The organism is Kitasatospora sp. NPDC001683 (assembly GCF_053596495.1).
This window is the reverse complement of sequence record NZ_JBSFGK010000012.1, coordinates 88,315-114,855: the sequence shown is the minus strand read 5'-3', so window position 1 is coordinate 114,855 and position 26,541 is coordinate 88,315. Positions and strand designations below refer to the sequence as shown.

Here is a 26,541-nt window from a genome sequence, read left to right as displayed (position 1 = left end):
CGCGCTCGCACGGGCGGGAGCGGCGCCGGAGTCTCGCTTCGGGGCGCGAGGGGGAGGCACCCTCGACGGGGTGCCCGGGGGCGGTGGCCCTCAGCAGTGACACATTCGACGGCACATGGCACGCTCACCTGCCGGCAGCGTGCCGGTGGGGGTCCAGTTCGTCGTCGCAGTCATGTGAGCCAGTAAAACAGATCAGCCGAATTGCGCCCAACTGTTCGGCCGCGAATGTCCGCATTGCGGACACTCATCGCTCTGACCTGGGGCGATACGGCTCGACGCCGCCACCGGGGCGTCCGGATGGTGGCGGCGTCGAGGGGGCCGAGTACCGGCGGGGCTCAGGCGGTCGCGGCGAGCGGGGTCGCGGCCGGCTTCTCCAGGTGCACGAAGCTCAGCCGGCTGCTGACCTGCTCGACGGCGGTCTGCCGGTAGCCCTGGCGAGCGTACAGCCGCAGGTTGCCGAGGCTGCGGTGGCCGGTGAACAGCCGGTAGGCCTTCACCGGACGGTCGTCCTCGGCCATCCGGCGCTCCAGGGCCTCCAGGAGCCGACCGCCCAGGCCGTGCCGCTGCATCCGGGGGTGGACCACCAGGCGCCCTATCCGGCCGATGCCCTCGGCGTCGACGTGGCCACGGACGGTGCCCACCACCTCGTCGCCCAGGCGGGCGACCAGGGCGTGCTGCTCGGTCAGTTCGGTGCGGAGGCTCTCCAGGCTCTGGGTCAGGGGCTCGATCGCCCAGTCGCCGTACAGCTCCGCCTCGGGCTGGTAGCCCAGGTACTGGAGCTTGAGGATCTGCTCCGCATCTTCGGCCGCAGCGGCCGAGATGATCACGCTCATGCCCATGTGGAGGGGCCTCCCCAGTCGTCGTGCCCGGCGCGCAGAGGGTGGCGCGCTCACGCTCAGTATCCGAGCGTATGCGCCACCGTCAAGAGTGACGTTCGCCAGCGTGCTACCCGGGTGTCAGGTCGCCTCAACCTTCGGAGGGGCAGACGTGGCAAGGGTCACGCCGCGGCGGAGCGGGGGCCGGGCGGGGCGTGCGGGGTGGGCGCCGGGTGTGGGGCGCCCGGGTGAGGCGGTCACGCAGGGCGAGGGGACTGGGAGCGGGGGTGGTCAGGGGTAGCGCTCGGCGTGGAGGAGCAGGCGTAGGCAGGCCAGGCAGCGGGAGCGGGTGGGGCCGATGGAGCCGCGCGGCACGCCGAGGCGCTCGGAGAGCTCGCGATAGGTGGGTGGCGGGTCCTCGGCGAGGGCGGCGATCAGTTGCGGGCAGCGGCCGGGCAGGGCGGCGACGGTCTCGCGGACCACCCGGCGGCGGTGTTCGGCGAGGTAGACGTCCTCGGCGGAGGGGACGGACGGAAGGGGGGTGCGCACACCGTGCATGACGGGCCCGGGCGGAGCCGGTTACGCCCGGACCGGGGCGCGCACGCGGGAGGGGCGCGCCGGTCGGACCGCCGCGCCCCTCCCCCGCCGCGCCAGGGATCAGCCCTGGACCCACTCCTGCTGCCGCGCCAGGTCCGCCTTCACCTCGGCGAGCTGGACCGCGACGGCCGAGGGGGCGGTGCCGCCGCGCCCGTTGCGGGCGGCGATGGCGCCGTGCACGCTCAGCACCGAGCGGACCTCGGGGGTCAGGTGCTCGGAGATCGAGGCGAACTGCTCGTCCGTCAGGTCCGACAGCTCGATGCCCTGGGCCTCGCAGACCTTGACGCAGGCCCCGGCGACCTCGTGCGCGACCCGGAACGGCACGCCCTGCTTGACCAGCCACTCGGCGATGTCGGTGGCGAGCGAGAAGCCGGCCGGGGCCAGCTCCTCCAGCCGCTCCCGGTGCACGGTGAGGGTGGCCATCATCCCGGTGAACGCGGGCAGCAGCACCTCCAGCGTGTCGCAGGAGTCGAAGACCGGCTCCTTGTCCTCCTGGAGGTCCCGGTTGTAGGCGAGCGGCAGCGCCTTGAGGGTGGCCAGCAGGCCGGTCAGGTTGCCGATCAGCCGGCCGGACTTGCCGCGGGCGAGCTCGGCGATGTCCGGGTTCTTCTTCTGCGGCATGATCGAGGAGCCGGTGGAGAAGGCGTCGTGCAGGGTGACGAAGCCGAACTCCTTGGTGTTCCAGATGATCACCTCCTCCGCGATCCGGGAGAGGTTGACGCCGATCATCGCGGTGACGAAGGCGAACTCGGCGACGAAGTCGCGGGAGGCGGTGCCGTCGATGGAGTTGCCGACCGAGCCGCCCTCGAAGCCGAGGTCGACGGCGACGGCCTGCGGGTCGAGGCCGAGCGAGGAGCCGGCCAGCGCGCCGGAGCCGTACGGGGAGACGGCGGTGCGGGCGTCCCACTGGCGCAGCCGCTCGGCGTCCCGGCCGAGGGCCTGCACGTGCGCGAGGACGTGGTGGGCGAAGAGCACCGGCTGGGCGTGCTGGAGGTGGGTGCGGCCCGGCATCGCGGTGTCCGGGTGCGCCTCGGCGAGGCCGACCAGGGCGTGCTGGAGGTCGAGCAGCAGGCCGCCGATGGTCTTGGCGTGGTCCCGCAGGTACATCCGGAACAGGGTGGCGATCTGGTCGTTGCGCGAGCGCCCGGCCCGCAGCTTGCCGCCGAGGTCGGCGCCGAGGCGCTCCAGCAGGCCGCGCTCCAGGGCGGTGTGGACGTCCTCGTCGGCGACCGTGCCGACGAACGCACCGGCCTGGACGTCGGCGAGCAGCTGGTCGAGGCCGGCCAGCATGCCGGCCAGCTCCTCGTCGGAGAGCAGGCCGGCCTTGTGCAGCACCCGGGCGTGGGCCTTGGAGCCGGCGATGTCGTACGGCGCGAGGCGCCAGTCGAAGTGGACCGAGGCGGAGAGCCTGGCCAGCGCCTCGGACGGGCCGTCGGCGAAGCGCGCGCCCCAGAGGCGGACGTCAGTTGCTCCTCGGTCGCCAAAGGGCGCGCCCGGGGGGGACTGCTGGGCGGTCATCGCGGTGGCTCCTCACACTTGTGCAGCGGGTGGCATAAGTATGCATGACCTCGTATGAAACACAAAACCCCGGCTGCGGGGACTTCCGCAGCCGGGGTCGGGGTCGGACGGTGCTACTGGGCCTTGGCCTGGGCGAGTTGCATGAGGTGGTCGGCCAGCGCCTGGCCGCCGGCGGGGTCGCGGCTGATCAGCAGCACGGTGTCGTCACCGGCGATGGTGCCGATGATCTCGAACACCTCGGCCTGGTCGATCGCCGAGGCGAGGAACTGGGCGGCCCCGGGCGGGGTGCGGAGCACGACCAGGTTGCCGGAGGCCGTGGCGGAGACCATCAGCTCGCCGGCCAGCCGGGCCATCCGGCCCTCGCTGGCCGACTCCCCCATCGGTGCGCGCGGCGTGCGGTCGCCGCCCTCGGCCGGGACGGCGTAGATCAGCGCGCCGTCCCGGTTGCGGATCTTGACCGCTCCCAGCTCGTCCAGGTCCCGGGACAGGGTGGCCTGGGTGACCACGAGTCCGTCGTCGGCGAGCAGCTTGGCGAGCTGGCTCTGCGAACGCACGGGCTGGCGGGTGAGCAGGTCCACGATCCGCCGGTGGCGCGCGGTGCGGGTCTGCGGGACCTGCGGCGTCGGGCCGGCGGCGGAGGGGCCGGAGCGGGAATCGGTCATGTGATTATTCTCCCGGACGACGGTCAACTCGCATCGGCCGGGGCACTCTCCCGGACCGTCCGGAGGATGCCCGGCAGCGCGGCGAGGAAGGCGTCCGCGTCCTGCTCGGTGAGCACCAGCGGCGGCGCCAGCCGGACGGCCTCCGGGACGGCGGCGTTGACCAGGAAGCCCGCCCGCTGTGCGGCGGCCTGGATCCGGGCGGAGACCGGCCGGGTGAGCACGATCCCGAGCAGCAGGCCGGCCCCGCGCACGTGCGAGACCAGTGGGTCGCCGATCGCCTCGATGCCGTGCCGCAGCCGCTCGCCGATCTTGCGGGTGTGCTCCAGCAGCCCCTCGGACTCGATGGTGTCCAGCACCGCGAGTCCGGCCGCGGCGGCCACCGGGTTGCCGCCGAAGGTGGTGCCGTGCTGGCCCGGGGTGAGCAGTTCGGCGGCCTCGCCGAAGGCCAGCACCGCGCCCATCGGCAGGCCGCCGCCGAGCGCCTTGGCCAGGGTGACGACGTCCGGCTCGATGCCCTCGAAGGCCTGGTGGGCGAACCAGTACCCGGTGCGGCCGATGCCGGTCTGGATCTCGTCCAGGACCAGCAGGGTGCCGGTGGCCCGGGTGATCTCGCGGGCGGCCTTCAGGTAGCCGTCGGGCAGCGGGATCGCGCCGTTCTCGCCCTGGACCGGCTCGAGGAAGACGGCGGCGGTCTCGGTGGTGACGGCCGCCCGCAGCGCCTCGACGTCGCCGAAGGGCACGTGGGTGACGTCGCCGGGCAGCGGGCGGAACGGGTCCTGCTTGGCGGGCTGGCCGGTGAGCGCGAGGGCGCCCATGGTCCGGCCGTGGAAGCCGCCCTGGAGGGCGACCAGGTGGGTGCGGCCGGTGCGCCGGCTGATCTTGAAGGCGGCCTCGTTGGCCTCGGCGCCGGAGTTGCAGAAGAACACCCGGCCGCCCTCGCGGCCGTCCAGCCGCAGCAGCCGCTCGGCGAGGGCGATGGTCGGCTCGGCCATGAAGAGGTTGGAGACGTGGCCGAGGGTGGCGATCTGCCGGGTGACGGCCGCGACGACCGCCGGGTGGGCGGTGCCGAGGGCGTTGACGGCGATGCCGCCGAGCAGGTCGGTGTACTCCTTGCCGTCGGCGTCCCAGAGCTTGACGCCCTCGCCGCGCACCAGCGGGACGCGGGGGGTGCCGTAGTTGTCGGTGAAGGCGTGCTGCCACCGGTCGGTGAGCTGCTCGTTGTGCGTCATGCCAGTCCCCCGGTCACGGTCGGTTCGTCGTCCGGCACGACCATCGTGCCGATGCCCTCGTCGGTGAAGATCTCCAGCAGCAGGCTGTGCTGCACCCGGCCGTCCAGCACGCGGGCGGTGCCCACGCCGGAGCGGACGGCACGCAGGCAGCCCTCCATCTTGGGGAGCATGCCGCTGGCCAGATTGGGCAGCAGGGCTTCCAGTTCGCCGGCGTTGAGCTGGCTGATCACGTCGTCGGAGTTCGGCCAGTCCTTGTACAGGCCCTCGACGTCGGTCAGCACCGCCAGCATCTCGGCGCCGAGCGCGACCGCCAGGGCGGAGGCCGCGGTGTCGGCGTTGATGTTGTAGACGTGGCCGTCGGCGCCGCGGGCGATCGAGGAGATGACCGGGATCCGGCCGTCGGCGATCAGCGCCTTCACCGCACCGGCCTCGATGTTGACGATGTCGCCGACCAGGCCGATGTCGACCGGCTCGCCGTCGACCACGGCGTAGCGCTTGACGGCCGTCATGGTGTGGGCGTCCTCGCCGGTCATCCCGACGGCGAACGGGCCGTGCTCGTTGAGCAGGCCGACCAGCTCGCGCTGGACCTGGCCGGCCAGCACCATCCGGACCACGTCCATGGTCTCGGGGGTGGTGACGCGCAGGCCGTTGGTGAAGTTGGACTCCAGGCCGAGCTTGTCCAGCTGGGCGCTGATCTGCGGGCCGCCGCCGTGCACCACGACGGGGTGCAGTCCGGCGTAGCGCAGGAAGACGACGTCCTGGGCGAAGGCCGCCTTGAGGTCCTCGTCGACCATGGCGTTGCCACCGAACTTGATCACGATGGTCTTGCCGTGGAAGCGCTCCAGCCAGGGCAGCGCCTCGATCAGCGTCATGGCCTTGGGCAACGCGGTGTTGTTGCGGGCCTGTTCGCCCTTGGGTGCGATCTGCACGGGGATTCCCTCGTCGATGGGGGTCCCCCCGGCCGGAGGCTGGGGGAGGATGTCGCGGATCGGCGGATCAGCCGGTCAACGGGTCAGCGGGTCAGCGGGTCAGCGGGTCAGCGGGTCAGCTGGAGTAGGCGCTGTTCTCGTGGACGTAGTCGGCCGTGAGATCGTTGGTCCACAGCGAGGCGCTCGCCGTACCGGCGTTGAGGTTCGCGGTGATGACGACGTCGCGGGCCTTCATGTCGACCAGCTCGCGGTCCTCGCCCACGCCGCCGTCCTTGCAGACCCAGACGCCGTTGATGGCCACGTCGAGCCGGTCGGGGTCGAAGGCGGCGCTGGTGGTGCCGATGGCGGACAGCACCCGGCCCCAGTTGGGGTCCTCGCCGTGGATGGCGCACTTGAGCAGGTTGTTGCGGCTGATCGTGCGGGCGACCTCGACGGCCTCGTCCTCGGTGGCGGCGCCGGTGACGTCGATCCGGATGTCCTTGCTGGCGCCCTCGGCGTCGCCGATCAGCTGGCGGGCCAGGTCGGCGCTGACGGTGCGGACGGCCTCGGCGAACTCGGCCCGGTCCGGGGTGATGCCGGTGGCGCCGGAGGCGAGCAGCAGCACGGTGTCGTTGGTCGACATGCAGCCGTCGGAGTCGATCCGGTCGAAGGTGGTGCGGGTGGCGCCGCGCAGCGCGGCGTCCAGGGCGGCGCAGTCCAGGTCGGCGTCGGTGGTGAGCACGACCAGCATGGTGGCCAGGCTCGGGGCGAGCATGCCCGCGCCCTTGGCCATGCCGCCGACCGTCCAGCCGGCCGGGCTGGTGAACTGGGCGGTCTTGTGCACGGTGTCGGTGGTCTTGATGGCGATCGCGGCGGCCTCGCCACCGGTCTCGCTGAGCTGCTGGGCGGCCAGGGTGACGCCGGGAAGCAGGATGTCCATCGGCAGCCGGACGCCGATCAGGCCGGTGGAGGCGACGGCGACCTCGCCGGCGTTGAGGTCGAGCTCCGCGGCGACCTTCTCCGCCGTGGCGTGGGTGTCCTGGAAGCCGGCCGGGCCGGTGCAGGCGTTGGCGCCACCGGAGTTGAGCACGACGGCGGAGACCTGACCACCCTTGAGGACCTGCTGGGACCAGAGCACGGGCGCGGCCTTGACCCGGTTGGCGGTGAAGACGCCGGCCGCGGCGAGCGAGGGGCCGTCGTTGACCACCAGGGCGAGGTCCGGGGTGCCGGAGGCCTTGATGCCCGCGGTCACGCCGGCGGCGCGGAAGCCCTTGGCGGCGGTCACGCCGGTGTTCGGGATGGTCACGGTGCGACTCCGTTCAGGGGAAGGCCCAGCTCCTCGGGCAGGCCGAGGGCGATGTTCATGCTCTGCACCGCGCCGCCCGCGGTGCCCTTGACCAGGTTGTCGATCGCGCTGATCGCGATGATCCGCCCGGCGGTGGCGTCCAGGGCGACCTGGATCAGGGCGGTGTTGGCGCCGTAGACGCTGCTGGTCTGCGGCCACTGCCCCTCGGGCAGCAGGCGGACGAAGGGCTCGTCCGCGTACGCCTCGGCGTAGGCCGCACGCAGGCTCTCGGCACTCACGCCCGGCTTCGCCTTGGCGGAGCAGGTGGCGAGGATGCCGCGCGGCATCGGGACGAGGGTGGGGGTGAAGGAGACGGTGACCGGCTCGCCGGCGAGCGGGGTGAGGTTCTGCACCATCTCCGGGGTGTGCCGGTGCACGCCGCCGACGCCGTACGGGCTGACGCTGCCCATGACCTCGCTGCCGAGCAGGTGGGGCTTGGCGGCCTTGCCCGCACCGGACGTGCCGGAGGCGGCGACCACCACGGCCTCCGGCTCGGCGAGCCCGGCCGCGTACGCCGGGAAGAGCGCCAGGGAGACGGCCGTCGGGTAGCAACCGGGCACGGCGATCCGGTTGCTGCCCTTCAACGCAGCGCGGTGGCCGGGGAGTTCGGGCAGGCCGTAGGGCCAGGTGCCGGCGTGGGCGGAGCCGTAGAACTGCTCCCAGTCGGTGGCGGACTTGAGCCGGAAGTCGGCGCCGCAGTCGACCACCAGGACGTTCTGGCCGAGGGCCTCGGCGACGGCGGCGGACTGACCGTGCGGCAGGGCCAGGAACACCACGTCGTGGTCGGCCAGCACCTCGGGGGTGGTGGGCTCGAGGACGCGGTCGGCCAGCGGGAGCAGGTGCGGCTGCAGCTCGCCCAGTCTGCTGCCCGCGTTCGAGCCGCCGGTCAGCGCCCCGATCTCCACCTCGGGGTGGCCGAGCAGCAGGCGCAGCACCTCGCCGCCCGCGTATCCGCTCGCGCCGGCGACGGCGACTCGCAATGCCATGGCGTTCCTCCTTCGTCGTGGCATGAATATACGCGTGGAGGAAAAGTCATGCAAGGCTGGGTAGGCGAACCGCACGGCCGGCCATGCGCTGTCGGCACGGCTTCCGGATCGGGACGGCGCTGCCGAACCGCCGCGCGGGCTACCGCTTGACCGCGCGCAGCACCACGAACTTGGGATTGCCGGCGGCGAGTTGGCAGTTGCCGAACAGCTTGCGCAGCTTGACGTGGTACCCGAGGTGGCGGTTGCCGACCACCCACAGCTCGCCGCCCGGCCGCAGCGCGCGCCGGGCGCCGGTGAACATCCGCCAGGCGGTGGCGTCGGTGGTGGCCTGGTGGGAGTGGAACGGCGGGTTGTTGAGCACCAGGTCCACCGAGCCGGGGGCGAACACCGCCGGGTCGAGCGCGTCGGCGGTGCGGAACTCGGCCGGGGCCTCCGGGCCCAGATTGGTCCGGAAGGTCTCCTCTGCGGAGGCCACCGCCTGGTGGGACTCGTCCACGAACACCAGCTCGGCGCCCGGCCCGGCCAGTGCGGCGGCCGTACCGACCACGCCGTTGCCGCAGCCCAGGTCGACCACCCGGTCGCCGGGGGCGGGGGTGGGCAGGTGGGCCAGGAAGAAGCGGGTGCCGATGTCGAGCCGCTCGGCGCAGAAGGTGCCGGCGTGGTTGACCACCGTACGGCCGGCGGCGGCGCCGATGTCCGGCGGCAGCGCGTAGCGGTGCGGCCACGGGCTGGGGCCGGGGTCGAGCGCCGGATCGGGGGTGCAGAAGATCAGCCGGGCCTTGCGGACGGCCAGCGAGGTGCGGGTCGGGCCGAGGACCTTCTCGAACAGCTGCAGGGTGGAGGTGTGGATCTCGGTCACCATGCCGGTGCCGACCACGACCGTGCCGGGGTGGACCGCCGGGGCGAGCCGGTGCAGCTGGTCCTCCAGCAGGGCCAGGCTCTTGGGGACGCGCACCAGCAGGACGTCGATCCGCTCCGGCGGGGTGTCCCGGGTGGTGAGCAGCCGGGCCTCGTCGACGGCGGCACCGGCCCGGGCGAGGTTCTCCCGGGTGGCCTGCCGGCCGAGGTGGGAGTCGGTGATCTGGACCGGTTCGTACGGCGCCAGTGCGGTGGTCAGCGCGCCCCAGCGGTCGCCGAGGACGGCGATCCGGCGGCCGGCCAGCTCGGTCGCGGCGCCGTCGGCGCTGTCGGCCTCGCCGGCGAGGTGGCGCAGCAGGTACTCGTCGGCGGCGTCCCAGGCCCGCAACCGCTCGCGCGGGTCCGCCGGGAAGCGGGTGAGGTCGAGGGCGCCCCAGGGCGTCGCCAGCGAGGTGACCGGCGGGGACGCGGGGGGCGTGGTCTGCGGATTCATCGTGTTCTCAGGCTATCCGAAGGCCACCGGGGAACGGTTCGGGCAGATACTGGAAGAGCCCGACCGAGAGGGGTGAGGGCGATGGACTGGAAGCTCGAAGTCGTGGTGGTGCCGGTGGCGGACGTGGACCGCGCCAAGCTCTTCTACGAGGAGCAGGCCGGCTTCACGGTGGACCACGACACCCGGCTGCGCGACGGGGTCCGGGTGGTCCAGCTGACTCCCCCGGGTTCGCGCTGCTCGATCGTCGTGGGCAGCGGGCTGATCGACGCGGCGCCGGGCTCGGTGAAGGGGCTCCAGCTGGTGGTGACCGACATAGAGAAGGCGCACGCGGAGCTGGCGGCGCGCGGCGTGGAGGTGAGCCCGGTCCAGCACTTCGTCGCGGGGGCGCGGGTGAACGGACACGGCGAGGCCTGGAACAACTTCGTGTTCTTCAACGACCCGGACGGCAACGGCTGGGCGGTCCAGGAGGTGCCCGACATCCGTGAGGCGCACGAGTTCCAGGAAGCCTCCGCCGCTGCGGTCTGAAACGCGGCTCGGGAACGCAACTCGGGGACGCGACTCGGGACTCGGCTTGGGACTCGGCTTGGGTAGGCTCCGGGGATGGCTGAACACGAGGGAAGCGTGCGGGTGGACGTCTGGATCTGGTCCGTCCGGCTGGCCAAGACGCGCTCGCTGGCGGCGGCCGCCTGCAAGGCCGGGCACGTGCGGGTGAACGGCGAACGGGCCAAGCCGGCGCAGACGCTCAAGCCCGGGGACGAGGTCCGGCTCCGCGGGGAGGGCTACGAGCGGGTGGTCGAGGTGCGGAAACTGATCCGCAAGCGGGTCGGCGCCCCGGTCGCGGCGGAGTGCCTGATCGACAACAGCCCGCCGCGACCGCCGCGCGAGTTCACGGCACCGGCCTTCGAGCGGGACCGCGGCGCGGGGCGCCCGACCAAGCGGGAGCGCCGGGACCTGGACCAGCTGCGCGGACGGTAGTCCTATGCGGCGGTGTCGGTGAGCACCCGGGCCAGGAAGGCGTCGAGGTTGAGCACCGTACGGGCGACCTGGTCCTCCAGCGGCAGCGACTCGTCGGGCCGGGTGACCAGGGTGGACTTCTTCAGCCCGCGGACGTAGAGCGAACAGGCCAGGTCGGCGCAGACGTACGTGCCGACGGTGTTGCCCTCCCGCCCGGCGGCCCCGGCCCGGCGGGCGGCCAGCAGCGCGACGCCCGACCCGGCGTGCGCGGTGATGCACAGCGAGCACACGTTGGTCTTGGTCAGGCTGCGCCGGACCATCGGCGAGCGCAGCGTCACCCCGACCAGCCGGCCCTGGTACGGCGCCACCAAGTACGCCCGGTCGGGCGCGCCTTGGTCCCGCCAGCCGAGGAAGTCCAGACTCTCCCAAGGCAGTTCGGCCAGGCCCCGGGGCAGGTTGAGCCGACGGGCCTCGCCCTTGGAGCAGTTGACGAAGGACGCACGGATCTCTGGGTCGCTGAGGGGTTGCATGGCGCCGAAGCTAACACCGCGCGCCGCGCGCTGTCGCGTCAATTTCTCCCGGTACGCACCGGATGGGCGGCCTGCAGCGCGAGCCGCCGCGGGGCGTCCTCGCCGATCCGGGTGAGCAGGTCGTCCAGGGCGAGGAAGGTTTCCCAGCGTTCCCGGCCGGTGGCCCCGGCGAGCCGGTCGATCACGAGGTCCTCCAGGTCGCGGACGCGCTGGTTCTTCCAGGCCTTGTCGGCCAGGCTGACCAGTAGTTCCTCGGTGGTGATACCGGGCTCGCCCCAGCTCGCGTGGCTGCGGGCGAATCGGGCCAGCGGTTCGGCGACGCCGTGGGTGAGCAGCAGGGCGCGGCCCGCGGGTTCGTGCGCGGAGCCGGGCCCGGAGAGCTCCTCGGGGTGGACCACCTTGCCGATGTCGTGGGTGGCGGCGCCGAACCGGACGGCCTCCCGGTCGAAGGCCAGGCCCTCGGCGGCGCAGAACTCGGCGATCTGCTCGGCGACCTGGTGCACGAGCGCGAGGTGGGCGACCAGCCGGGGCGGGGCCTCGACGGCCCGCAGCAGCTCGGCGGCATCCGGCGGAAGGGGCGGCAGGGGCGGCAGTGCGGTGGTCACGCCGCAGGGTATCCGGGGCGGTGACGGTTTGTCAGTGCCCAGCCGTAGTCTGCGAGGACCGGTTCCCGGCGCCGGAGGGGGGCGCCGGGACCGGCCCCGCGGTCACTTCTTGACGGCGACGCCGGCGTAGGCGGAGACGTCCTGCCAGCCCTCGGGCAGCTCGGCGGTGCGGACGTGTCCCGCGGTGGGGCGCCAGAGCGGCAGCTGGACGAGCCCGGGGCCGACGAACTCGAAGTCGCCGAAGAAGGGTTCGACACCGGACCGGGGCCGCAGCACCAGCGGGGCGCTGGCGCTCTTGTAGATCCGGGCGCCCTCGGCGGCGCTCTCACGGGAGGCGAAGTCGGGGCTGCCGTGGGAGAGGATCAGGGCGCTGCCGGGGGCGAGCGCGTCGCGCAGGGTGCGGACGATCCGCTCGGCGCCCTCCTCGTCGCGGATGAAGTGCAGGACGGCGACGAGCATCAGCGCGACGGGCTGGGAGAGGTCCACGGCGGCGGCCAGCGCCGGGTGGCCGAGGATCGCCTCCGGGTCGCGCAGGTCGGCCTCGATGACCGAGGTGTGCCCGGCCGGGTGGCCGGCCAGCAGGGCGCGGGCGTGGGTGGCGACGATCGGGTCGTTGTCCACGTAGACCACCCGGGCGTCCGGGGCGACCCGCTGGGCGACCTCGCTGGTGGAGCCCACGGCCGGGATCCCGGTACCGATGTCGATGAACTGGCGGATCCCCCGGCCCGCCGCGAACTCGACGGCCCGGCCGAGGAACTGTCGGTTGGTGCGGGCCAGCAGCGGCAGTGCCGGGTAGGCGGCTATCGCGGCCTGGGCGGCCTTGCGGTCCGCCTCGAAGTTGTCCTTGCCGCCCAGGTAGTAGTCGTACATCCGGGCGGTGTGCGGGATGCCGGTGTCGAGCTCGCTCGGCGGCTGCCAGTCGTCGGCTCTGGCCCACTCCCAGCCGGTGCGGGTGTCCTGGTCGATGGCCGCGGTGTCCTCATGCATCCTGTTCCGCCCCCAATGCGCAATGCCGGAATGTGCCTACTGCCCCGTAACAACGCGGTGCGCGGCGATCGTATCCAAGGACACGCCGTGGAAACAGCGGGAGTTCAGGTTTACGCACACACTCGTGAAAAGCGAGTGTGTGCACGTCAAAGCCGTTGCGGACGGCGGTGCGGATCGCCCCGCGGGGCCGTCCTCTCTATGCTGGCTGCCGATGACTGCCGACCGCCGCACCGTACTGCGCACCGCCGCCAAGCTGGCCGCCCTGTCCGCCTCCGGCGGGCTCCTCACGTCCTGCGGCAGCGGCACGCCCCGCCGCGCCGAGCCCGGGGCGGCGCTCGCCGCGCACCCCGGCAGCGTCGACCCCCAGCACACCACCGACCCGGCCTGGACCGGCGGCGAGGGGCCCGACTCCCCCGCCCCGACCACCCCGACGCCCACCGGCACGGCCACCCCGGCCGCTCCCCAGGCGTCCGCCCAGGCCTCCGCCCCGCCGACCCCGCCGGTGCTGGCGCCGCTGGCGGCCGGCACGCCCTACGAGGTGGTGCACGGGCCGCGCACCGCCAAGAACGTGGCGCTGACCTGCCACGGCAGCGGTGACCCGAAGCTCGCCACCGCCCTGCTGGAGGCCGCCGAGCAGCGCGGCGCCAAACTGACCGTGCTGGCGGTCGGCAGCTGGCTGGACCAGCAGCCGCAGATGGTCCAGCGGATCCTGGACGGCGGCCACGAGCTGGGCAACCACACCCAGAACCACCTCAACATCTCCGCGATGACCCCGGACCAGGCCCGCGCCGAGATCGCCCAGTGCGCCGACCGGCTGAAGGCGCTGACCGGCTCGATCGGCCGCTGGTTCCGCCCCTCCGCCGCGCAGTACGCCACCTCGATGGTGGCCGATCAGGCCAAGGCCGTCGGCTACGAGCACGTGCTGTCCTACGACGTCGACCCGCGCGACTACAGCGACCCGACCGCCGCCGAGCTGCAGCGCCGGGTGCTGGGCGCGGTGCGCGGCGGCTCGGTGGTGGCCCTGCACATGGGCCACCAGTGCACCATCGACGCGCTGCCGGCGATCCTGGACGGGCTGGCCAAGGCGGGGCTCAAGCCGGTCACCGCCAGCCAGCTGTGCGCCTGACCCGCCGATCTCAGGCAAATCGGGTCAGGCCATCGGGTCGTCGTCCTTGTACGGGCGCAGCCGCAGCGTCCGGGCGTCCGCCTCCCGGATCTCGTCGGCCCGCTCGACCAGCTCCTCCAGGTCGTCCCGCCCGGCGTGGATGAACCGCCCGTGCAGCGCGTCGAAGCGGCCGCGGGCGGCGTCCACGGTGACCGCGACCATGTACGGGATCGAGCCCCAGTCCTTCATGTCCTTGAACATCGGCATCCCGGCGGTCATGTCGGTGGCCACCGCGCCGGGGCTGATGTCGAGGACCACGACGCCGTGCTGGGCCAGCGAGTCCGCCATGTTGTCGGAGAGCTGGAGCAGCGCGCCCTTGGAGGTCGCGTACGCGGTGTAGTCGCCGTCCGGGCGCAGCGCGAAGCCGGAGTTGAGGTTGATCACCCGGCCGTGGCGGCGGGCGACCATGCCGGGCAGTACGCAGCGCAGCAGGTTGTAGGGGCCGCGCAGGTTGGTCTCGATCACCTGCCACCACTGGTTGGGGTCGGTCTCCCACAGCGGCACCTCGGCGCGGTCGACCTGGCCGGCGTTGTTGACCAGCAGGTCGATCGGGCCGAGGTCGCGCTCGACCAGGCGGACGGCCTCGCGCACCGAGCCGTGGCGGCAGACGTCGGCGGTGACGGCGACGCCCCGGGAGCCGTGCTTGACGCACTCCTTGAGGGTGGCGGTCAGCGTGTCGTGGGTGCGGCCGACCAGGCCGACGGCCATGCCCTCGGCGGCGAGCCCGATGGCGATCTCCCGGCCGATGCCCCGGCCGCCGCCGGTGATCAGGGCGACCTGTCCTGTGAGCGATCCCGTCGACACCGCGTGCTCCCTTCCCGTCCCCGGCCCCCGTCTGCGGCATTCTGTCGGGCGCCGGGCGGTGGCGGCCCCGGGCACACGCGCGGGCGGCGCGGCCTCACCCGTTCGGACGGCCGTCCGGGCCGGCACCGTGCCGGGTGTCGCGGTGGCACCGTGCCGGGTGTCGCGGTGGCACTGCGCCGGGGAGGGGGTGACCTACTCGCCGGTACGGAGTAGTAACGTCGTCGGGGCGGTGACCGGTGCACCCATTCCGGTACACCGACCCGCTGACCAGCAGCTCGCTGGGCCACCACTTCGCTGGGCGACCCCCAGCACCACCGAAGGGCAACTGAGTGAGTGACATCGCGCGCGTCGGAGTAGTCGGCTGCGGCCTGATGGGGTCGGGCATCGCCGAGGTCTTCGCCCGGGCCGGGCTGGACGTCATGGTGTCGGAGGCCAGCGGTGAAGCGCTGGAGTTCGGGCGCACCCGGCTGACGAACTCCCTGGAGACGGCGGTCAAGCGCGGCAAGCTGACCCCGGAGCAGCGGGACGAGGCGATGGCCCGGCTGACCTTCACCGTCGAGCTGTCCGACTTCGCGGACCGCGACCTGGTGGTCGAGGCGGTCGCCGAGCGCGAGGACGTCAAGGTCCGGATCTTCGAGACCCTGGACCGGGTGGTCGAGCGCCGCGACGCGATCCTGGCCTCCAACACCTCGTCCATCCCGATCGTGAAGCTGGCCGCCGCCACCTCCCGCCCGGAGCAGGTGATCGGCCTGCACTTCTTCAACCCGGCGCCGGTGCAGAAGCTGGTCGAGGTCATCCCGACCCTGACCACCTCGGCCGTCACCACCGAGCGGGTCGAGGCCTTCGCCTCCCAGGTGCTCGCCAAGGAGCCGATCCGCGCCCGCGACCGGGCCGGCTTCGTGGTCAACGCGCTGCTGGTGCCGTACCTGCTCTCCGCGGTGCGGATGTTCGAGTCGGGCGTGGCCACCGCCTCCGACATCGACAAGGGCATGGAGGCCGGCTGCGCCCACCCGATGGGCCCGCTGCGGCTGTGCGACCTGATCGGCCTGGACACCATCGTCTCGATCGCCGAGTCGATGTACGACGAGTACAAGGAGCCGCTGTACGCCGCTCCGCCGCTGCTGTCCCGGATGGTCGACGCCGGCCTGCTGGGCCGCAAGTCGGGCCGCGGCTTCTACGACTACACCGCGAGCGCCTGACGCTCGACGGCGAGGGCGCGGCCGCACCTGGTCGGTGCGGCCGCGCCCTCGTCGAGTTCCCGACGGTCCCGGCTACTTGACCCCGGCCTCCGCGCAGGCGTCCTGGTACTGCTGGGTGCAGATGTCGGACGCCTTGTAGAGCCCACCGACGACGACGGTGGCCTCCACCCTCGGCTTGGTCACCACGATCGGGGTGAGCAGCAGCGAGGGGATGCGCAGCCCGCCGCTGTCCGTGGACGAGGTCGCGGTGGTGCTGATGTCCATGCCCTCGGCCAGCTGTACGGCGATGGTGCCCGCCGCGTCCGTCTCGGGCTTGTACGGCTTGTAGATGGTGTAGGCCTGCTCGCCCGTGAGCACCCGGCGGATCGCGTCGATGGAGGCGTCCTGGCCGCCCACCGGCACGTTCTTGATGCCCGCGGCCTTCAGGGCCTCGATGACGGCGGCGGCCATCCCGTCGTTCGCGGCGTAGACGGCCTGGAACCCGTTCTTCCCGAGGCTCTGGATGGCCTCGTTCATCTTCGCCGTGGCCACGTCCGGCTTCCACTCGCCGGACTGCTCGTAGGGGATCTTGACCTTGCCGTCCAGCGCCAGGTGCGCGCCCGCCTTGAACTGCGCCGCGTTGGGGTCGGATTCGGCGCCGTCGATCATCACGACGCTGGCCGCGGAGGCCTTCGGGCCGAGGGCGTCGAGCAGGGACTGCCCCTGGAGTTGGCCGGTCTGCTGGTTGTCGAAGGAGACGTACGCGGCGACCTTGCCCTGGGCCAGCCGGTCGTAGGCGACCACCTTCACGCCCTTGGCGTTGGCGGCGTCCACCCACGGGGCGGTGAGCTTGGCGTCGACCGGGTCGAGCAGGATGACCTTCACGCCCTTGGCGACCATGTCGTCGAACTGCTTCTTCTGGGCGTTCGCGTCACCACCGGCGTTGGCGTAGCTGACCGTGCACTTCGTGCAGAGGCCCGCCACCGTCTTCTCGATCAGTGGTTTGTCGAACGCGTCGTACCGGGTGGAGGACGTGCTCTCCGGCAGCAGCAGACCGATGCCCTCGGTGCCTGCGCCTGCGCCTGCGTCTGCGCCTCCGCCGGCCGCCGGCGCCTGGGTCGCGGCAGTCTGACCGCAGGCCGTGAGGGCGAGTGCGAGCGACACGGCGGCGGTGCCCGTGGCCGCGAGACGCATGGGTCTGATCATGATCGGTGGTGCCTCCTGTACTGCGCCGCAACACTGCGGCAGGGGAGGGAGTCAAACGCCACCGGGCGAATGCGTCAATGCGGGAGAGATCCTTCGTTATCCCCTTGCTCGATTCGTTACGGGATGAACAGGACTTTCACATTCCCTTGGGTATTTCGCGGGGGGGCACCGAATGGGGGCACCGAATGCCGGAGCGGCGGGAGACCGGGCCGAACGGCCTCCCGCCACTGCTCCGACCCGGGCGTCAGCCGTTGATGGCGTAGCTGTCGCCGTAGACCTTCCACTTGAGCGGCGGGTTGAGGTCGAAGTTCCCGGCGTTGAGGAACACCAGCTGCTCGGTGTCGACCCGGCTGGTGTCGGAGTGCGCGGCCTCCTTCTTCATGGCCACCTTGCGGGCGTCCAGGAAGGCCTTGAGGTAGGTGGCCTCGTCGCCGCCCTGGGCGGGCGTCTTCGCCTTCTTCATGGCGGCGACGCGGATGCCGCCGAAGCTGTCGGAGTCGTTGCCCGGGCCGTGCATCACGATGGCGTCGTAGTAGGCGAACTGGCCGAGCGCGCGCAGGCCGTCGGCCTTGGCCTGCCTGACGGCCGGGTTGAAGTACACCCGGTCGCGCTCGTCGTTCTGGGCCTGCTGGAAGGCCGGGTCCTTGGCGGCGGTGGCCCAGTCCTTGGTGAACGGGGTGCCGAGGCCGGCGTGCGAGTCGCTGCCGTTGACCTTCTTCAGCGCGGGCAGGTACTTGGCGAGGACGTTGCCGGGCTTGAGATCGGTGTAGTGCTGGACCAGCTCCAGCATGTCGCCGGTGCCCGAACAGAAACCGATGATGCCGGCGGTGTAGCCGCGGCCGTCGCCGATGTCCTCGATGTACTTGTACTGGCCCTTCCAGTCCAGCGACGAGTTCTCCGCGCTGGACACCAGCTGCATCGCGATGTCCTTCTCGTGCGGGTCGTCGAGGCCGACTCCCCTGAGCTGCACGGAGGTTGCGGCGGCGGGCGCGGCCTGGGCGGCCGAGGTGGCCGCGACGGTGAGCGGCGCGGCCACCAGGGCGGCGGCGAGGGCCATGCGGAGGGCACGGCGGGGCTGAGGACGCATGGATGCTCCGGTTCCTCGTGGGTTAGGAAACCTTCCTAACGAGAAGCAAAAGCCCTACAGTCCCGGCGCCGCAAGGGTTTTGACGTATTCACTTCAAGCCGGATGTGAACGACCCAGGTCAGGCCGCCCGGCGCCGCACCCACCAGACCGCCGCCGCGCACAGCGCCACGGCGAGCAGGGTCGTCCAGCCGAACTCGATCCACTGGAACGGCCAGAACCGGTCGGCCGGTTGGTACACCTCGTGCACGGTGTACCCCCCGTCGCGCACCAGGGACTGGAGGTCTGCGTTGTCACGTCCGAGGTTGTAGAAGTCACCCTCGGAGATCCGGTTACCAGCCGGGTCGGAGAACCAGACGCTCAGCAGCCAGCGGTCGTCCAGCGCCAGGGGCGCCAGGGTGTGCGTCGAATCCTCCACCGGAGCCATGTAGTCCGAGCGCACGGCATACGCGAGGAACGGCAGCGCGACCGAGACCGCCAGGCCGAGCCCCACCGCGATCACCGTGCGGCGCAGCACCGCGCCGGCCAGCGCCGCCGTCCCGAAGGCCACCAGCACCCGGCCGGCCAGCACGGGCGGCATCTGAACGAAGCTCTCCGGGGTGAAGCTTCCGCTCGCCATCGTGGACGGCACGATCCACCAGTGCAGCAGCAGCCCGAACGGCACCGACACGCCGGCCAGCACCGCGCCGCCCACGGCCAGGCCGCCCGCCGTCCAGCGGCTTCGCCCGGCACCCTGGGTCCAGGCGAAGCGGACCGTGCCGTGCTCGAACTCCCGTGCCAGCAACGGGCCGCCGAGGAAGGCGCCGAAGGATCCGCCGAGCACGTAGGACACGGCGGTGAGCATCGGCATGCTGTCGGCGTACTGGTGCAGGAACTGCTTGAACTTGACCCGACAGGCCTCGGTGGCCGGATCGCAGGAGGCCGCGCCCGTCCGCTCCAGGCCGTTGTGCAGGTACCAGCCGTGCAGCAGCAGGGCGAGCGAGATCGCGCCCATCACCGCGAGCAGGGTCAGCAGCGCGGGTCGGTGGCGCAGCCCGGCGGCCCGCAGCACGGCGGAGCGGGGCGGGGCGAGGGTGGTGGAGCTCACGACAGCACCTTCTGGTTCGGACGGACGGCCCCGCGCGGGCCGGGCAGGGCGGAAACGGTCGGCTCACGCAGGTAGGCGAGCACCAACTCCTCCAGGCCGATGCGCTGTTGGCGCCAGCCGTCGGAGACCGGGGCGTCCACCCCGCCGGTGCGGACGAGCAGGTGGGACTGGGTGCCGGCCCGGCGGTCGCGGACCACCGGCAGGCGCTCGGCGACCGCGTCCGCTTCGGCGGTCGGGCCGGTGAGCATCCGGTGGCCGCCCAGCAGGTCGTCCACCTCCCCCGAGACCTGGACCCGGCCGCCGGCCAGCACCACCAGGTAGTCGCAGCTCTGCTCCAGCTCGTTGACGGCGTGCGAGGAGAACACCACCGAGAGGCCGTCCTCGGCCACCGCGGTGAGCAGCACGGACATGAAGTCGTGCCGGGCGAGCGGGTCGAGCGCGGCCAAGGGCTCGTCCAGCAGCAGGAGTTCGGGACGCTTGGCGAGGGCCAGGGCGAGCGAGACCTGGGCCTGCTGGCCGCCGGAGAGCCTGCCGTACTTGCGCTCCAGCGGGATGCCGAGGCCGTCCAGGTGGTCGCGCGCCCGGGCGGCGTCCCAGCGCCGGTTGAGGTGGCGGCCCATCGCGAGCAGGTCGCGCACGCGCAGTGCGGGGTAGAGCGCGGCGTTCTGGGCGACGAAGCCGATCCGGTCCAAGGCCCTGGGCGAGCCGGGGAGTTGGTCGCCGAGCACGGTCATCGCGCCCTCGCTGGGCAGGGTGAGGCCGGCGGCCAGGCTGAGCAGGGTGGTCTTGCCGGCGCCGTTCGGGCCGACCAGGGCCACCACGTGCCCGGCCGGGACGGCGAGGTGGCAGTCCCGCAGCGCCCAGGAGCGGCGGTAGCGCTTGCCGATCCCGCCGCAGTCGATCACGGTGTCCGTCGCCGCCATCATGCCACCACCCCGTCGCGTCCCTCACGCAGGTCGCGCAGCGCGTCCTCGAACACCGCGACCATCCCCCCTTCGTCCAGCCCGGCGGCCCGCGCCGAGCGCATCCAGTCCAGCAAGCCCCGCCGCAGCGCGGCCCGTTCGCGCAGCGGCACCACTCCGGCGGGCAGCCCACGCACGAAGGTGCCCTGGCCGCGCCGGCCGGCCGCCAGGCCGCGGTGCTCCAGTTCCCGGTAGGCCTTGAGCACGGTGTTGGGGTTGATCGCCAGCCCGGCGACCACCTCGCGCACCCGGGGCAACCGGTCCCCCTCGGCCAACCAGCCCATCCGCAACGCCTGTTCGACCTGCTGCACGAGCTGCAGGTAGGTCGGGACGCCGGAGGCCGGGTCCAGGCGGAACTCGATCGGGGAGGGCTGGTCGGCGCCTTTATCTAGTTCCATAGTTAATGAGTTAAGCGGGTATGGTGACGCGCCGTCAAGCCAAGGGAACGCAAAAGGCCCCGCTCGGACCGCGGAAACGGTCCGAGCGGGGCCCTCGACAAGGCCCTGCTGAGGGTCAGGCGCCGCGCAGCACCGCGCCGGTGCGGCTGACCGCCTCGGCGACGGCCGCCTCGCGGGCGGCGGTGGCCTCGTCGGCGGTCAGGGTGCGGTCGGCCGCGCGGAAGCGCAGCGCGTAGGCCAGCGACTTCTTGCCCTCGCCGACCTGCTCGCCGGTGAACACGTCGAACAGCCGGATGGCCTCCAGCAGTTCGCCCGCGCCCGAGCGCAGCGCGGCCTCGACCTCGGCGGCCGGGACGGCGGTGTCCACGATCAGCGCGACGTCCTGGGTGGCCACCGGGAAGCCGGAGACCGCCGGGCCGCTGACCTTCTCCGGGCCGTCCGCCGTCAGCAGGTCGATGTCGACCTCCATCGCGGCCGAACGGGCCGGCAGCCCGAGCGCCTTGACCACGCGCGGGTGCAGCTCACCGGCGTGGCCGACCACCCGGTCGGTGCCGGCCACGACCAGCTCGGCGCAGCGGCCCGGGTGCCAGGGCGCCCGCTGGCCCTGGCGGACGGTCAGCTCGACGCCGGCCGCCCGGGCCACCGTACGGGCCGCCTCGACGGCGTCCGCCCAGGAGGCCTGCTCGCCCTTGCCCCACCAGCCGGAGGGCAGCCGCTCGCCCGCGAGGGCGACGGCGACCCGGCGCGGCTGGTCCGGCAGCGCGGCGTCCAGCGCGGCCAGCTCCGCGTCGCTCGGCCGGTGGTCGACGGCCGGGCGCGGGGCCACGGTCAGCTCGTCCTTGGGCAGGAACACGGTGCCGGTCTCGTAGATCGCCAGGTCGGTGTTGCCCCGGCCGATGTTGCGGCGCAGCGCGCCGAGCAGGCCCGGCAGCAGCGTGGTGCGCAGCGACGGTTCCTCGTCGTTGAGCGGGTTGACCAGCTTGACCGTACGGCGGCGGCGGTCGTCCGGCTCCAGGCCGAGCGCCTCGAAGGCGGCCTCACCGAGGAACGGGTAGTTGTTGACCTCGACGTAGCCGGCCCCGGCCAGCGCCACGCCGATCCGGCGGTGGATGCGCTGGGCCTCGGTCAGGCCCTTGCCCGGCGGCACGTTGGGCATCCGGGCGGGGACGTTGTCGTAGCCCTCCAGCCGGATGACCTCCTCGGCGAGGTCGTACGGGTCGGTCAGGTCGGGGCGCCAGGTCGGGGGGGTGACCTCCAGGGTGTCGGCGCCCGCGACCGAGCAGCCGATCTCCTGCAGGCGCCGGGTGACGGTCTCGCGGCCGTACTCGGTGCCGGCGACCCGGTCGGGCAGGTCGGCGGGGATCAGGATGGTGCGCACCGGGTGCGGGCCGGCGATGTCGGTGACCCCGGCCTCGGCGGTGCCGCCGGCGATCAGCACCAGCAGGTCGACGGCGCGCTGCGCGGCGGCGCGGGCGGCCTCCGGGTCGACGCCGCGCTCGAAGCGCTTGGACGCCTCGGAGGGCAGCTTGTGCCGCTTGGCGGCACGGGCGATGACGACCGGGGCGAAGTGCGCCGCCTCGATGATCACCTCGGTGGTGCCCGGACCGGCGGTCGGGTCGAGGATCTCGGTGGAGGCGCCGCCCATCACGCCGGCCAGGCCGATCGGGCCGCTGTTGTCACAGATCAGCAGGTCCTCGACGGACAGCTTGCGCTGCACGCCGTCCAGGGTGGTGAGGGTCTCGCCCGGCTCCGCCCGGCGAACCGTGATCGGGCCGTCCACCCGCTGCTTGTCGTACGCGTGCAGCGGCTGGCCGACCTCGAGCATCACGTAGTTGGTGATGTCGACGGTCAGCGAGATCGGGCGGATGCCCGCCTTCTGCAGCCGGCGCTGCAGCCAGATCGGGGACTTGGCGTTCGGGTCGACGCCGACGACCGTGCGGGCCACGAAGCGGTCGCAGCCGGCCGGGTCGTCGACCTTGACCAGGTAGCCGAAGGAGTTGGCCGGCGGCACGTCGAGCAGCGCCGGGTCGGCCAGCGGCAGCCCGTACGCGGCAGCGGCCTCACGGGCCACGCCGCGCATGGACAGGCAGTAGCCGCGGTCCGGGGTGACGGCGATGTCGAGCACCTCGTCGACCAGCTGGAGCAGCTCGATGGCGTCGGTGCCGGGCTCGTACTCCGGCGGGAGCACGATGATGCCGTTGCCCCCGAAAGAATCGGACACAGTGTCGCCCATGCCCAGCTCGCGGGCGGAGCAGATCATGCCGGCCGAGGTGTGGCCGTAGGTCTGGCGGGCCGAGATCGGGAACGGGCCGGGCAGGACGGCGCCCGGGAGCACGACCACGACCTTGTCGCCGACGGCGAAGTTGGTCGCGCCGCAGACGATCTCCTGCGGCGCGCCGGTGCCGTTGGCGTCGCCGACGTTGACGAAGCAGTGCCGGATCGGCTTCTTGAAGCCGGACAGCTCCTCGATGGAGAGCACCTCGCCGACCACCAGCGGGCCCTTGAGGTCGGCGCCGAGCTGCTCGACGGTCTCGACCTCCAGGCCGGCCCGGACCAGGCGCTCGGCCACGTCACGGCCGGTCTCGCCGGCCGGCAGATCGACGTACTCGCGCAGCCAGGAAAGCGGGACGCGCATCAGATCTCCATCCCGAACGGGAGGGTGAAACGCACGTCACCCTCGACCATGTCGCGCATGTCGGCGACGTTGTGACGATTCATCAGGATCCGCTCCAGGCCCAGGCCGAAGGCGAACCCGCTGTAGCGGTTCGGGTCCACGCCGCAGGCGACCAGCACCCGGGGGTTGACCACGCCGCAGCCGCCGAGCTCGATCCAGCCCTCGGAGGAGCAGGTGCGGCACGGGCGGTCCGGGTTGCCGACGCTCTCGCCGCGGCACACGAAGCACTGCAGGTCGATCTCGGCGCTCGGCTCGGTGAACGGGAAGTACGAGGGGCGCCAGCGCAGCTCCAGGCCGCCGCCGATCAGCTTCTCGACCAGCACCTCGATGGTGCCCTTGAGGTCGGCGAAGGTGATGCCCTCGTCGACGGCGAGGCCCTCGACCTGGCGGAACACCGGGGTGTGGGTGGCGTCCAGCTCGTCGGTCCGGTAGACCCGGCCCGGGCAGACCACGTAGATGGGGGGCTCGCGGTCGAGCATGGTGCGGGCCTGGACCGGGGAGGTCTGGGTGCGCAGCACCACGCCGGAGTCGGCGGAGCCGTCCGGGGCCTGGACGAAGAAGGTGTCCTGCATCGAGCGGGCCGGGTGGTCCGGGCCCAGGTTGAGGGCGTCGAAGTTCAGCCACTCGGCCTCGACCTCGGGGCCCTCGGCGACCTGGTAGCCCATCGCGACGAAGGTGTCCTCGATGCGCTCGGCCAGCGTGGTCAGCGGGTGCCGGGCGCCGCGCGGCGCGCGGTCGTACGGCAGCGTGACGTCCACCGCCTCCTCGACCAGCACGCGGGCGTCCCGCTCCGCCTCCAGCTCGCCCTGCCGCTTGGCGAGCGCCTGGTTGACGGCGCCGCGGGCCTGGCCGATCAGCTTGCCCGCGGCGGCCTTGGCGTGCGGCGGGAGGGCGCCGATCTCGCGGTTGGCGAGCGAGAGCGCGGAGCGGTCGCCGGTGTGGGCGACCTTGGCCTGCTTCAGCTCGTCGAGCGTGGTGGCGGCGGCGAAGGCGGCGACGGCTTCGTCCCGCGCCTGCTCCACCACCTCGGGCTTGAGGGCCTCGACCTCGACCGGGTCGTACGACTTGTTGGGTGCCGACATCTCTATCTTTCCCGTGCTCCTGCTCGTCCGTGCTCAGGTGTGTGGGCTCGCCTTCGCGTCACGCCCGGCGGGGCCGGGGCACGGGCAGCCCGTCTCCGTACTGACGGGGAGGGGCGTCCGCGGCACAGCCGCGCAGGGCGTTGCGCAACGCCAAAGGTCGAGTGTAGTCGCAGCGCGTAGCGCGGCTGCCGTCAAGCCCGTCCGGACCCCGACCACAACATGCTCTGCTGGTCGTTCATGCTCTTTCAGAGCATGAAGTCGGGCACTCCGGCGGGCAGGACGAATCGGAACCGGGCCCCACCGCCGGGCGCGCGGTCCACTCGGATCGAGCCGCCGTGGGCCTCCACGATGCCCTTGACGATGTAGAGCCCGAGGCCGGTGCCACCGCGCTTGGAGCCCCGCCAGAAGCGGGTGAAGACGCGCGGCATCGATTCCTCGGGGATGCCGCTGCCTTCGTCGCTCACGGTGACCGCTGTGCCTTCCACGATGCGGGGCGGGGTGCCGGAGCGCTCCCAGACGGGCGCCTCGACGACCTCCTTGGCCGGTGCCACCTCGATGGTGACAGTTCCCTCGCCGTGCCGCACCGCGTTTTCCAGCAGGTTGGCCAGCACCTGGTCGACCTTGTCCGGATCCGCCCACAGCACGGTCAGCGGCTCGGTGATCCGGATGTCGAAGCGCTCCTCGGGGATGCCGGTGGCGACCTTGCGCTCGACGTGCCGGCGCACCGCGGCCGCCAGGTCGACCACCTGCTTGCGCAGCTCCAGCCGCCCGGCGTCGATCCGGGAGATGTCCAGCAGCTCGGCGATCAGCCGGGTGACCCGGTCGGCGTCGGCGTCCACCGTCTCCAGCATCAGCCGCTTCTGCCCGTCGGTGAACCGCTCCCACTTGGCCAGCAGCGTCGCCGTGAAGCCCTTGACGCTGGTCAGCGGGGAGCGCAGCTCGTGCGCGACGGTGGCGATCAGCTCCGCGTGGCTGCGCTCGGTGCGGCGCCGGGCCTCGGTACCGCGCAGCGCGATCACCAGGCGCTCCAGCGGCCCCTGCGGCACCGCCCGGACGTACCGGGCGGAGACCAGCACCTCACGGCCGCCGGGCAGCAGCAGGTTGCGCTCGGGCTGGCGGGTGCGGATCGCCAGGCCGCCGTACGGATTGGTCAGCTGCCACCAGCGGCGGCCGTCCAGGTCCTCCAGCGGCAGGGCGTCCTCCAGGTCGCTGCCCAGCGCGGCCTCCGGGAGCACGCCGGTGAGCCGGGCCGCGGCCCGGTTGAAGCAGACCACCCGGCCCGTCGCGTCGGCGACCACCAGGCCGTCCGGCAGGTCGTCCGGGTCGAGTTCGGGTCCGCTGCCGACCATGGGTTGCCTCCCCGATTACCCACCGTGCCGTTCCCCCCACCGAGGCAGACCCTAGCGCCTCGCAGGCCCCGGCAGTAGGGCTTGCAGCGTGGTGATCCGAGCACGCCGGGCGCGCCCCCACAGCGTGTCAGCCGTCTGGCGGAACGTGTCAGCCGTTCGAGCGGCAGCCACCGGGCGAACGCTGCGCCCGGGCCGAGGCGTACAGGCAGACCGCCGCCGCGGTGGCCAGGTTGAGGCTCTCCGCGTGCCCGTGGATCGGGACGCGCACGACCTCGTCGGTGAGCGCGCGGGTCTCCTCCGGAAGCCCCCACGCCTCGTTGCCGAACACCCACGCGCCTGGCGCGCCCAGGGTGCCCTCGTCCAGTTCCTGGTCCAGGTCGCGCTCCCCCGCGCCGTCCGCGGCCAGCACCCGGACACCGGCCGCGCGCAGCTGCCCGACCGCCTCCTCGACCGGCACCCCGACCGCGACCGGCAGGTGGAACAGGCTGCCGACGGAGGCCCGGACGGCCTTGGGGTTGTACAGGTCCACCGAGGCGTCGGTGAGCACCACGGCGTCCGCGCCGGCCGCGTCGGCGGTGCGCAGCACGGTGCCGGCGTTGCCGGGGTCGCGCACGTGGGCGAGGATCGCCACCAGCTTCGGCCGGGCCGCGAGCACCTCGGCGAACGGGGTGTCGATGAAGCGGCAGAGCGCCACGATGCCCTGGGGGGTCACCGTGTCGCAGATGTCGGCGATCACCTCGTCGGTGGCGGTCAGCACCGGCAGCCCCTCGGCCAGCGCGGCCTCGACGATGTCCGCGTGCCGCTCGGCGGCCTCCAGGCCCACGTACACCTCGACCACGGCGTGCTCGGCCGTCCCCGGCAGCTTGCCGAAGGCGACGGCCTCCCGGACGGCCTGCGGGCCCTCGGCCAGGAAGCGGCGCTCCTTGGTGCGCTGGTTCCGCTTGGCGAGCCGGCGGGCGGCGACGACGCGCGGCGAGCGCAGGGAGGTGAGCAGGGGGGTCTCGGTGCTCGGCATGGTCTCGTTCTCTGGAGGCGCTGACTTCTGGAGGTGCTGAGGGGGTGGAA

General features: G+C 72.8%; 26 protein-coding genes. 4 read left to right on the top strand and 22 right to left on the bottom strand.

All coding sequences use genetic code 11. The features are described from left to right. Window positions 1-335 precede the first annotated feature (335 nt). The 9 genes from ACWCYO_RS09590 to ACWCYO_RS09550 form a co-directional block, all read right to left on the bottom strand. A complete protein-coding gene (locus ACWCYO_RS09590; protein ID WP_270148302.1) occupies window positions 336-839 on the bottom strand; it encodes a GNAT family N-acetyltransferase in 504 nt (167 codons plus the stop codon). 267 nt (window positions 840-1,106) lie between these two features. Continuing rightward, complete coding sequence (locus ACWCYO_RS09585; RefSeq protein WP_270148300.1) at window positions 1,107-1,364, bottom strand: sigma-70 RNA polymerase sigma factor region 4 domain-containing protein; 258 nt, start codon at window positions 1,362-1,364, stop codon at window positions 1,107-1,109. A gap of 108 nt (window positions 1,365-1,472) precedes the next feature. Beyond that, a complete protein-coding gene (argH, locus tag ACWCYO_RS09580; RefSeq protein ID WP_270148299.1) occupies window positions 1,473-2,930 on the bottom strand; it encodes an argininosuccinate lyase in 1,458 nt (485 codons plus the stop codon). A 113-nt stretch (window positions 2,931-3,043) separates the two neighbouring features. Continuing rightward, window positions 3,044-3,592, bottom strand: coding sequence for an arginine repressor (locus ACWCYO_RS09575; protein WP_270148298.1), 549 nt, complete (start codon window positions 3,590-3,592; stop codon window positions 3,044-3,046). Between the two features lie 23 nt (window positions 3,593-3,615). Then, on the bottom strand, window positions 3,616-4,821 hold the full coding sequence (locus ACWCYO_RS09570) for an acetylornithine transaminase (RefSeq protein WP_270148297.1): 1,206 nt from the start codon (window positions 4,819-4,821) through the stop codon (window positions 3,616-3,618). Continuing rightward, window positions 4,818-5,693 (bottom strand): acetylglutamate kinase, encoded by an 876-nt coding sequence (argB, locus tag ACWCYO_RS09565; RefSeq protein WP_270151352.1) that lies wholly within the window; start codon window positions 5,691-5,693, stop codon window positions 4,818-4,820. The genes ACWCYO_RS09570 and argB overlap by 4 nt, the downstream gene beginning before the upstream one ends. Before the next feature lie 172 nt (window positions 5,694-5,865). Then, window positions 5,866-7,029, bottom strand: coding sequence for a bifunctional glutamate N-acetyltransferase/amino-acid acetyltransferase ArgJ (gene argJ, locus ACWCYO_RS09560; RefSeq protein WP_449783877.1), 1,164 nt, complete (start codon window positions 7,027-7,029; stop codon window positions 5,866-5,868). Between the two features lie 2 nt (window positions 7,030-7,031). Next, complete coding sequence (gene argC, locus ACWCYO_RS09555; RefSeq protein ID WP_270148295.1) at window positions 7,032-8,060, bottom strand: N-acetyl-gamma-glutamyl-phosphate reductase; 1,029 nt, start codon at window positions 8,058-8,060, stop codon at window positions 7,032-7,034. 139 nt (window positions 8,061-8,199) lie between these two features. Beyond that, window positions 8,200-9,366: a methyltransferase gene (locus ACWCYO_RS09550; RefSeq protein ID WP_449783876.1), complete on the bottom strand. Its 1,167-nt coding sequence runs from the start codon at window positions 9,364-9,366 to the stop codon at window positions 8,200-8,202. A 126-nt stretch (window positions 9,367-9,492) separates the two neighbouring features. Between ACWCYO_RS09550 and ACWCYO_RS09545 the strand changes: the two genes are divergently transcribed. Then, complete coding sequence (locus ACWCYO_RS09545) at window positions 9,493-9,936, top strand: VOC family protein (RefSeq protein WP_270148293.1); 444 nt, start codon at window positions 9,493-9,495, stop codon at window positions 9,934-9,936. Window positions 9,937-10,011: 75 nt separating this feature from the next. Then, a complete protein-coding gene (locus ACWCYO_RS09540) occupies window positions 10,012-10,386 on the top strand; it encodes an RNA-binding S4 domain-containing protein (RefSeq protein ID WP_449783870.1) in 375 nt (124 codons plus the stop codon). Window positions 10,387-10,388: 2 nt separating this feature from the next. Here the strand turns inward: ACWCYO_RS09540 and ACWCYO_RS09535 are convergent, their stop codons facing one another. The 3 genes from ACWCYO_RS09535 to ACWCYO_RS09525 all read right to left on the bottom strand — a co-directional run bounded on the left by ACWCYO_RS09535 (window position 10,389) and on the right by ACWCYO_RS09525 (window position 12,487). Next, entirely contained in the window at window positions 10,389-10,895 is a 507-nt protein-coding gene (locus tag ACWCYO_RS09535; RefSeq protein ID WP_270148289.1) for an FBP domain-containing protein, read from the bottom strand. A gap of 38 nt (window positions 10,896-10,933) precedes the next feature. Beyond that, the gene (locus ACWCYO_RS09530; RefSeq protein WP_270148287.1) at window positions 10,934-11,500 is read right to left on the bottom strand and encodes an HD domain-containing protein; all 567 of its coding nucleotides are present in this window, start codon (window positions 11,498-11,500) and stop codon (window positions 10,934-10,936) included. A 102-nt stretch (window positions 11,501-11,602) separates the two neighbouring features. Beyond that, entirely contained in the window at window positions 11,603-12,487 is an 885-nt protein-coding gene (locus tag ACWCYO_RS09525) for an SAM-dependent methyltransferase (protein WP_270148285.1), read from the bottom strand. A 211-nt stretch (window positions 12,488-12,698) separates the two neighbouring features. Between ACWCYO_RS09525 and ACWCYO_RS09520 the strand changes: the two genes are divergently transcribed. Continuing rightward, the gene (locus ACWCYO_RS09520; RefSeq protein ID WP_270148283.1) at window positions 12,699-13,613 is read left to right on the top strand and encodes a polysaccharide deacetylase family protein; all 915 of its coding nucleotides are present in this window, start codon (window positions 12,699-12,701) and stop codon (window positions 13,611-13,613) included. Between the two features lie 24 nt (window positions 13,614-13,637). Here ACWCYO_RS09520 and ACWCYO_RS09515 read toward each other — a convergent pair whose 3' ends face one another. After that, the gene (locus tag ACWCYO_RS09515; protein WP_270148281.1) at window positions 13,638-14,456 is read right to left on the bottom strand and encodes an SDR family NAD(P)-dependent oxidoreductase; all 819 of its coding nucleotides are present in this window, start codon (window positions 14,454-14,456) and stop codon (window positions 13,638-13,640) included. A 329-nt stretch (window positions 14,457-14,785) separates the two neighbouring features. Here ACWCYO_RS09515 and ACWCYO_RS09510 point away from each other — a divergent pair, with 329 nt between their 5' ends. Further along, window positions 14,786-15,655 (top strand): 3-hydroxybutyryl-CoA dehydrogenase, encoded by an 870-nt coding sequence (locus tag ACWCYO_RS09510; RefSeq protein ID WP_449783869.1) that lies wholly within the window; start codon window positions 14,786-14,788, stop codon window positions 15,653-15,655. A 72-nt stretch (window positions 15,656-15,727) separates the two neighbouring features. Here the strand turns inward: ACWCYO_RS09510 and ACWCYO_RS09505 are convergent, their stop codons facing one another. From ACWCYO_RS09505 to ACWCYO_RS09465, 9 genes are all read right to left on the bottom strand, one after another. After that, a complete protein-coding gene (locus ACWCYO_RS09505) occupies window positions 15,728-16,828 on the bottom strand; it encodes a substrate-binding domain-containing protein (protein ID WP_449783868.1) in 1,101 nt (366 codons plus the stop codon). A 256-nt stretch (window positions 16,829-17,084) separates the two neighbouring features. Then, window positions 17,085-17,927, bottom strand: a complete 843-nt coding sequence (locus ACWCYO_RS09500; protein ID WP_449783867.1) for a chitosanase — start codon at window positions 17,925-17,927, stop codon at window positions 17,085-17,087. 118 nt (window positions 17,928-18,045) lie between these two features. Next, window positions 18,046-19,011, bottom strand: coding sequence for a hypothetical protein (locus tag ACWCYO_RS09495; protein ID WP_270148275.1), 966 nt, complete (start codon window positions 19,009-19,011; stop codon window positions 18,046-18,048). Continuing rightward, window positions 19,008-19,937, bottom strand: coding sequence for an ATP-binding cassette domain-containing protein (locus ACWCYO_RS09490; protein WP_270148274.1), 930 nt, complete (start codon window positions 19,935-19,937; stop codon window positions 19,008-19,010). Before ACWCYO_RS09490 ends, ACWCYO_RS09495 begins: the two co-directional genes overlap by 4 nt. Beyond that, complete coding sequence (locus tag ACWCYO_RS09485; protein ID WP_270148273.1) at window positions 19,934-20,371, bottom strand: GntR family transcriptional regulator; 438 nt, start codon at window positions 20,369-20,371, stop codon at window positions 19,934-19,936. Before ACWCYO_RS09485 ends, ACWCYO_RS09490 begins: the two co-directional genes overlap by 4 nt. Before the next feature lie 115 nt (window positions 20,372-20,486). Then, complete coding sequence (pheT, locus tag ACWCYO_RS09480; protein ID WP_270148272.1) at window positions 20,487-23,006, bottom strand: phenylalanine--tRNA ligase subunit beta; 2,520 nt, start codon at window positions 23,004-23,006, stop codon at window positions 20,487-20,489. Continuing rightward, window positions 23,006-24,127 (bottom strand): phenylalanine--tRNA ligase subunit alpha, encoded by a 1,122-nt coding sequence (gene pheS, locus ACWCYO_RS09475; protein ID WP_270148270.1) that lies wholly within the window; start codon window positions 24,125-24,127, stop codon window positions 23,006-23,008. The genes pheT and pheS overlap by 1 nt, the downstream gene beginning before the upstream one ends. A 245-nt stretch (window positions 24,128-24,372) precedes the next feature. After that, window positions 24,373-25,476: a sensor histidine kinase gene (locus ACWCYO_RS09470; protein ID WP_270148268.1), complete on the bottom strand. Its 1,104-nt coding sequence runs from the start codon at window positions 25,474-25,476 to the stop codon at window positions 24,373-24,375. A gap of 148 nt (window positions 25,477-25,624) precedes the next feature. After that, window positions 25,625-26,491, bottom strand: coding sequence for a TrmH family RNA methyltransferase (locus ACWCYO_RS09465; protein ID WP_270148267.1), 867 nt, complete (start codon window positions 26,489-26,491; stop codon window positions 25,625-25,627). Between the last annotated feature and the right edge of the window lie 50 nt (window positions 26,492-26,541).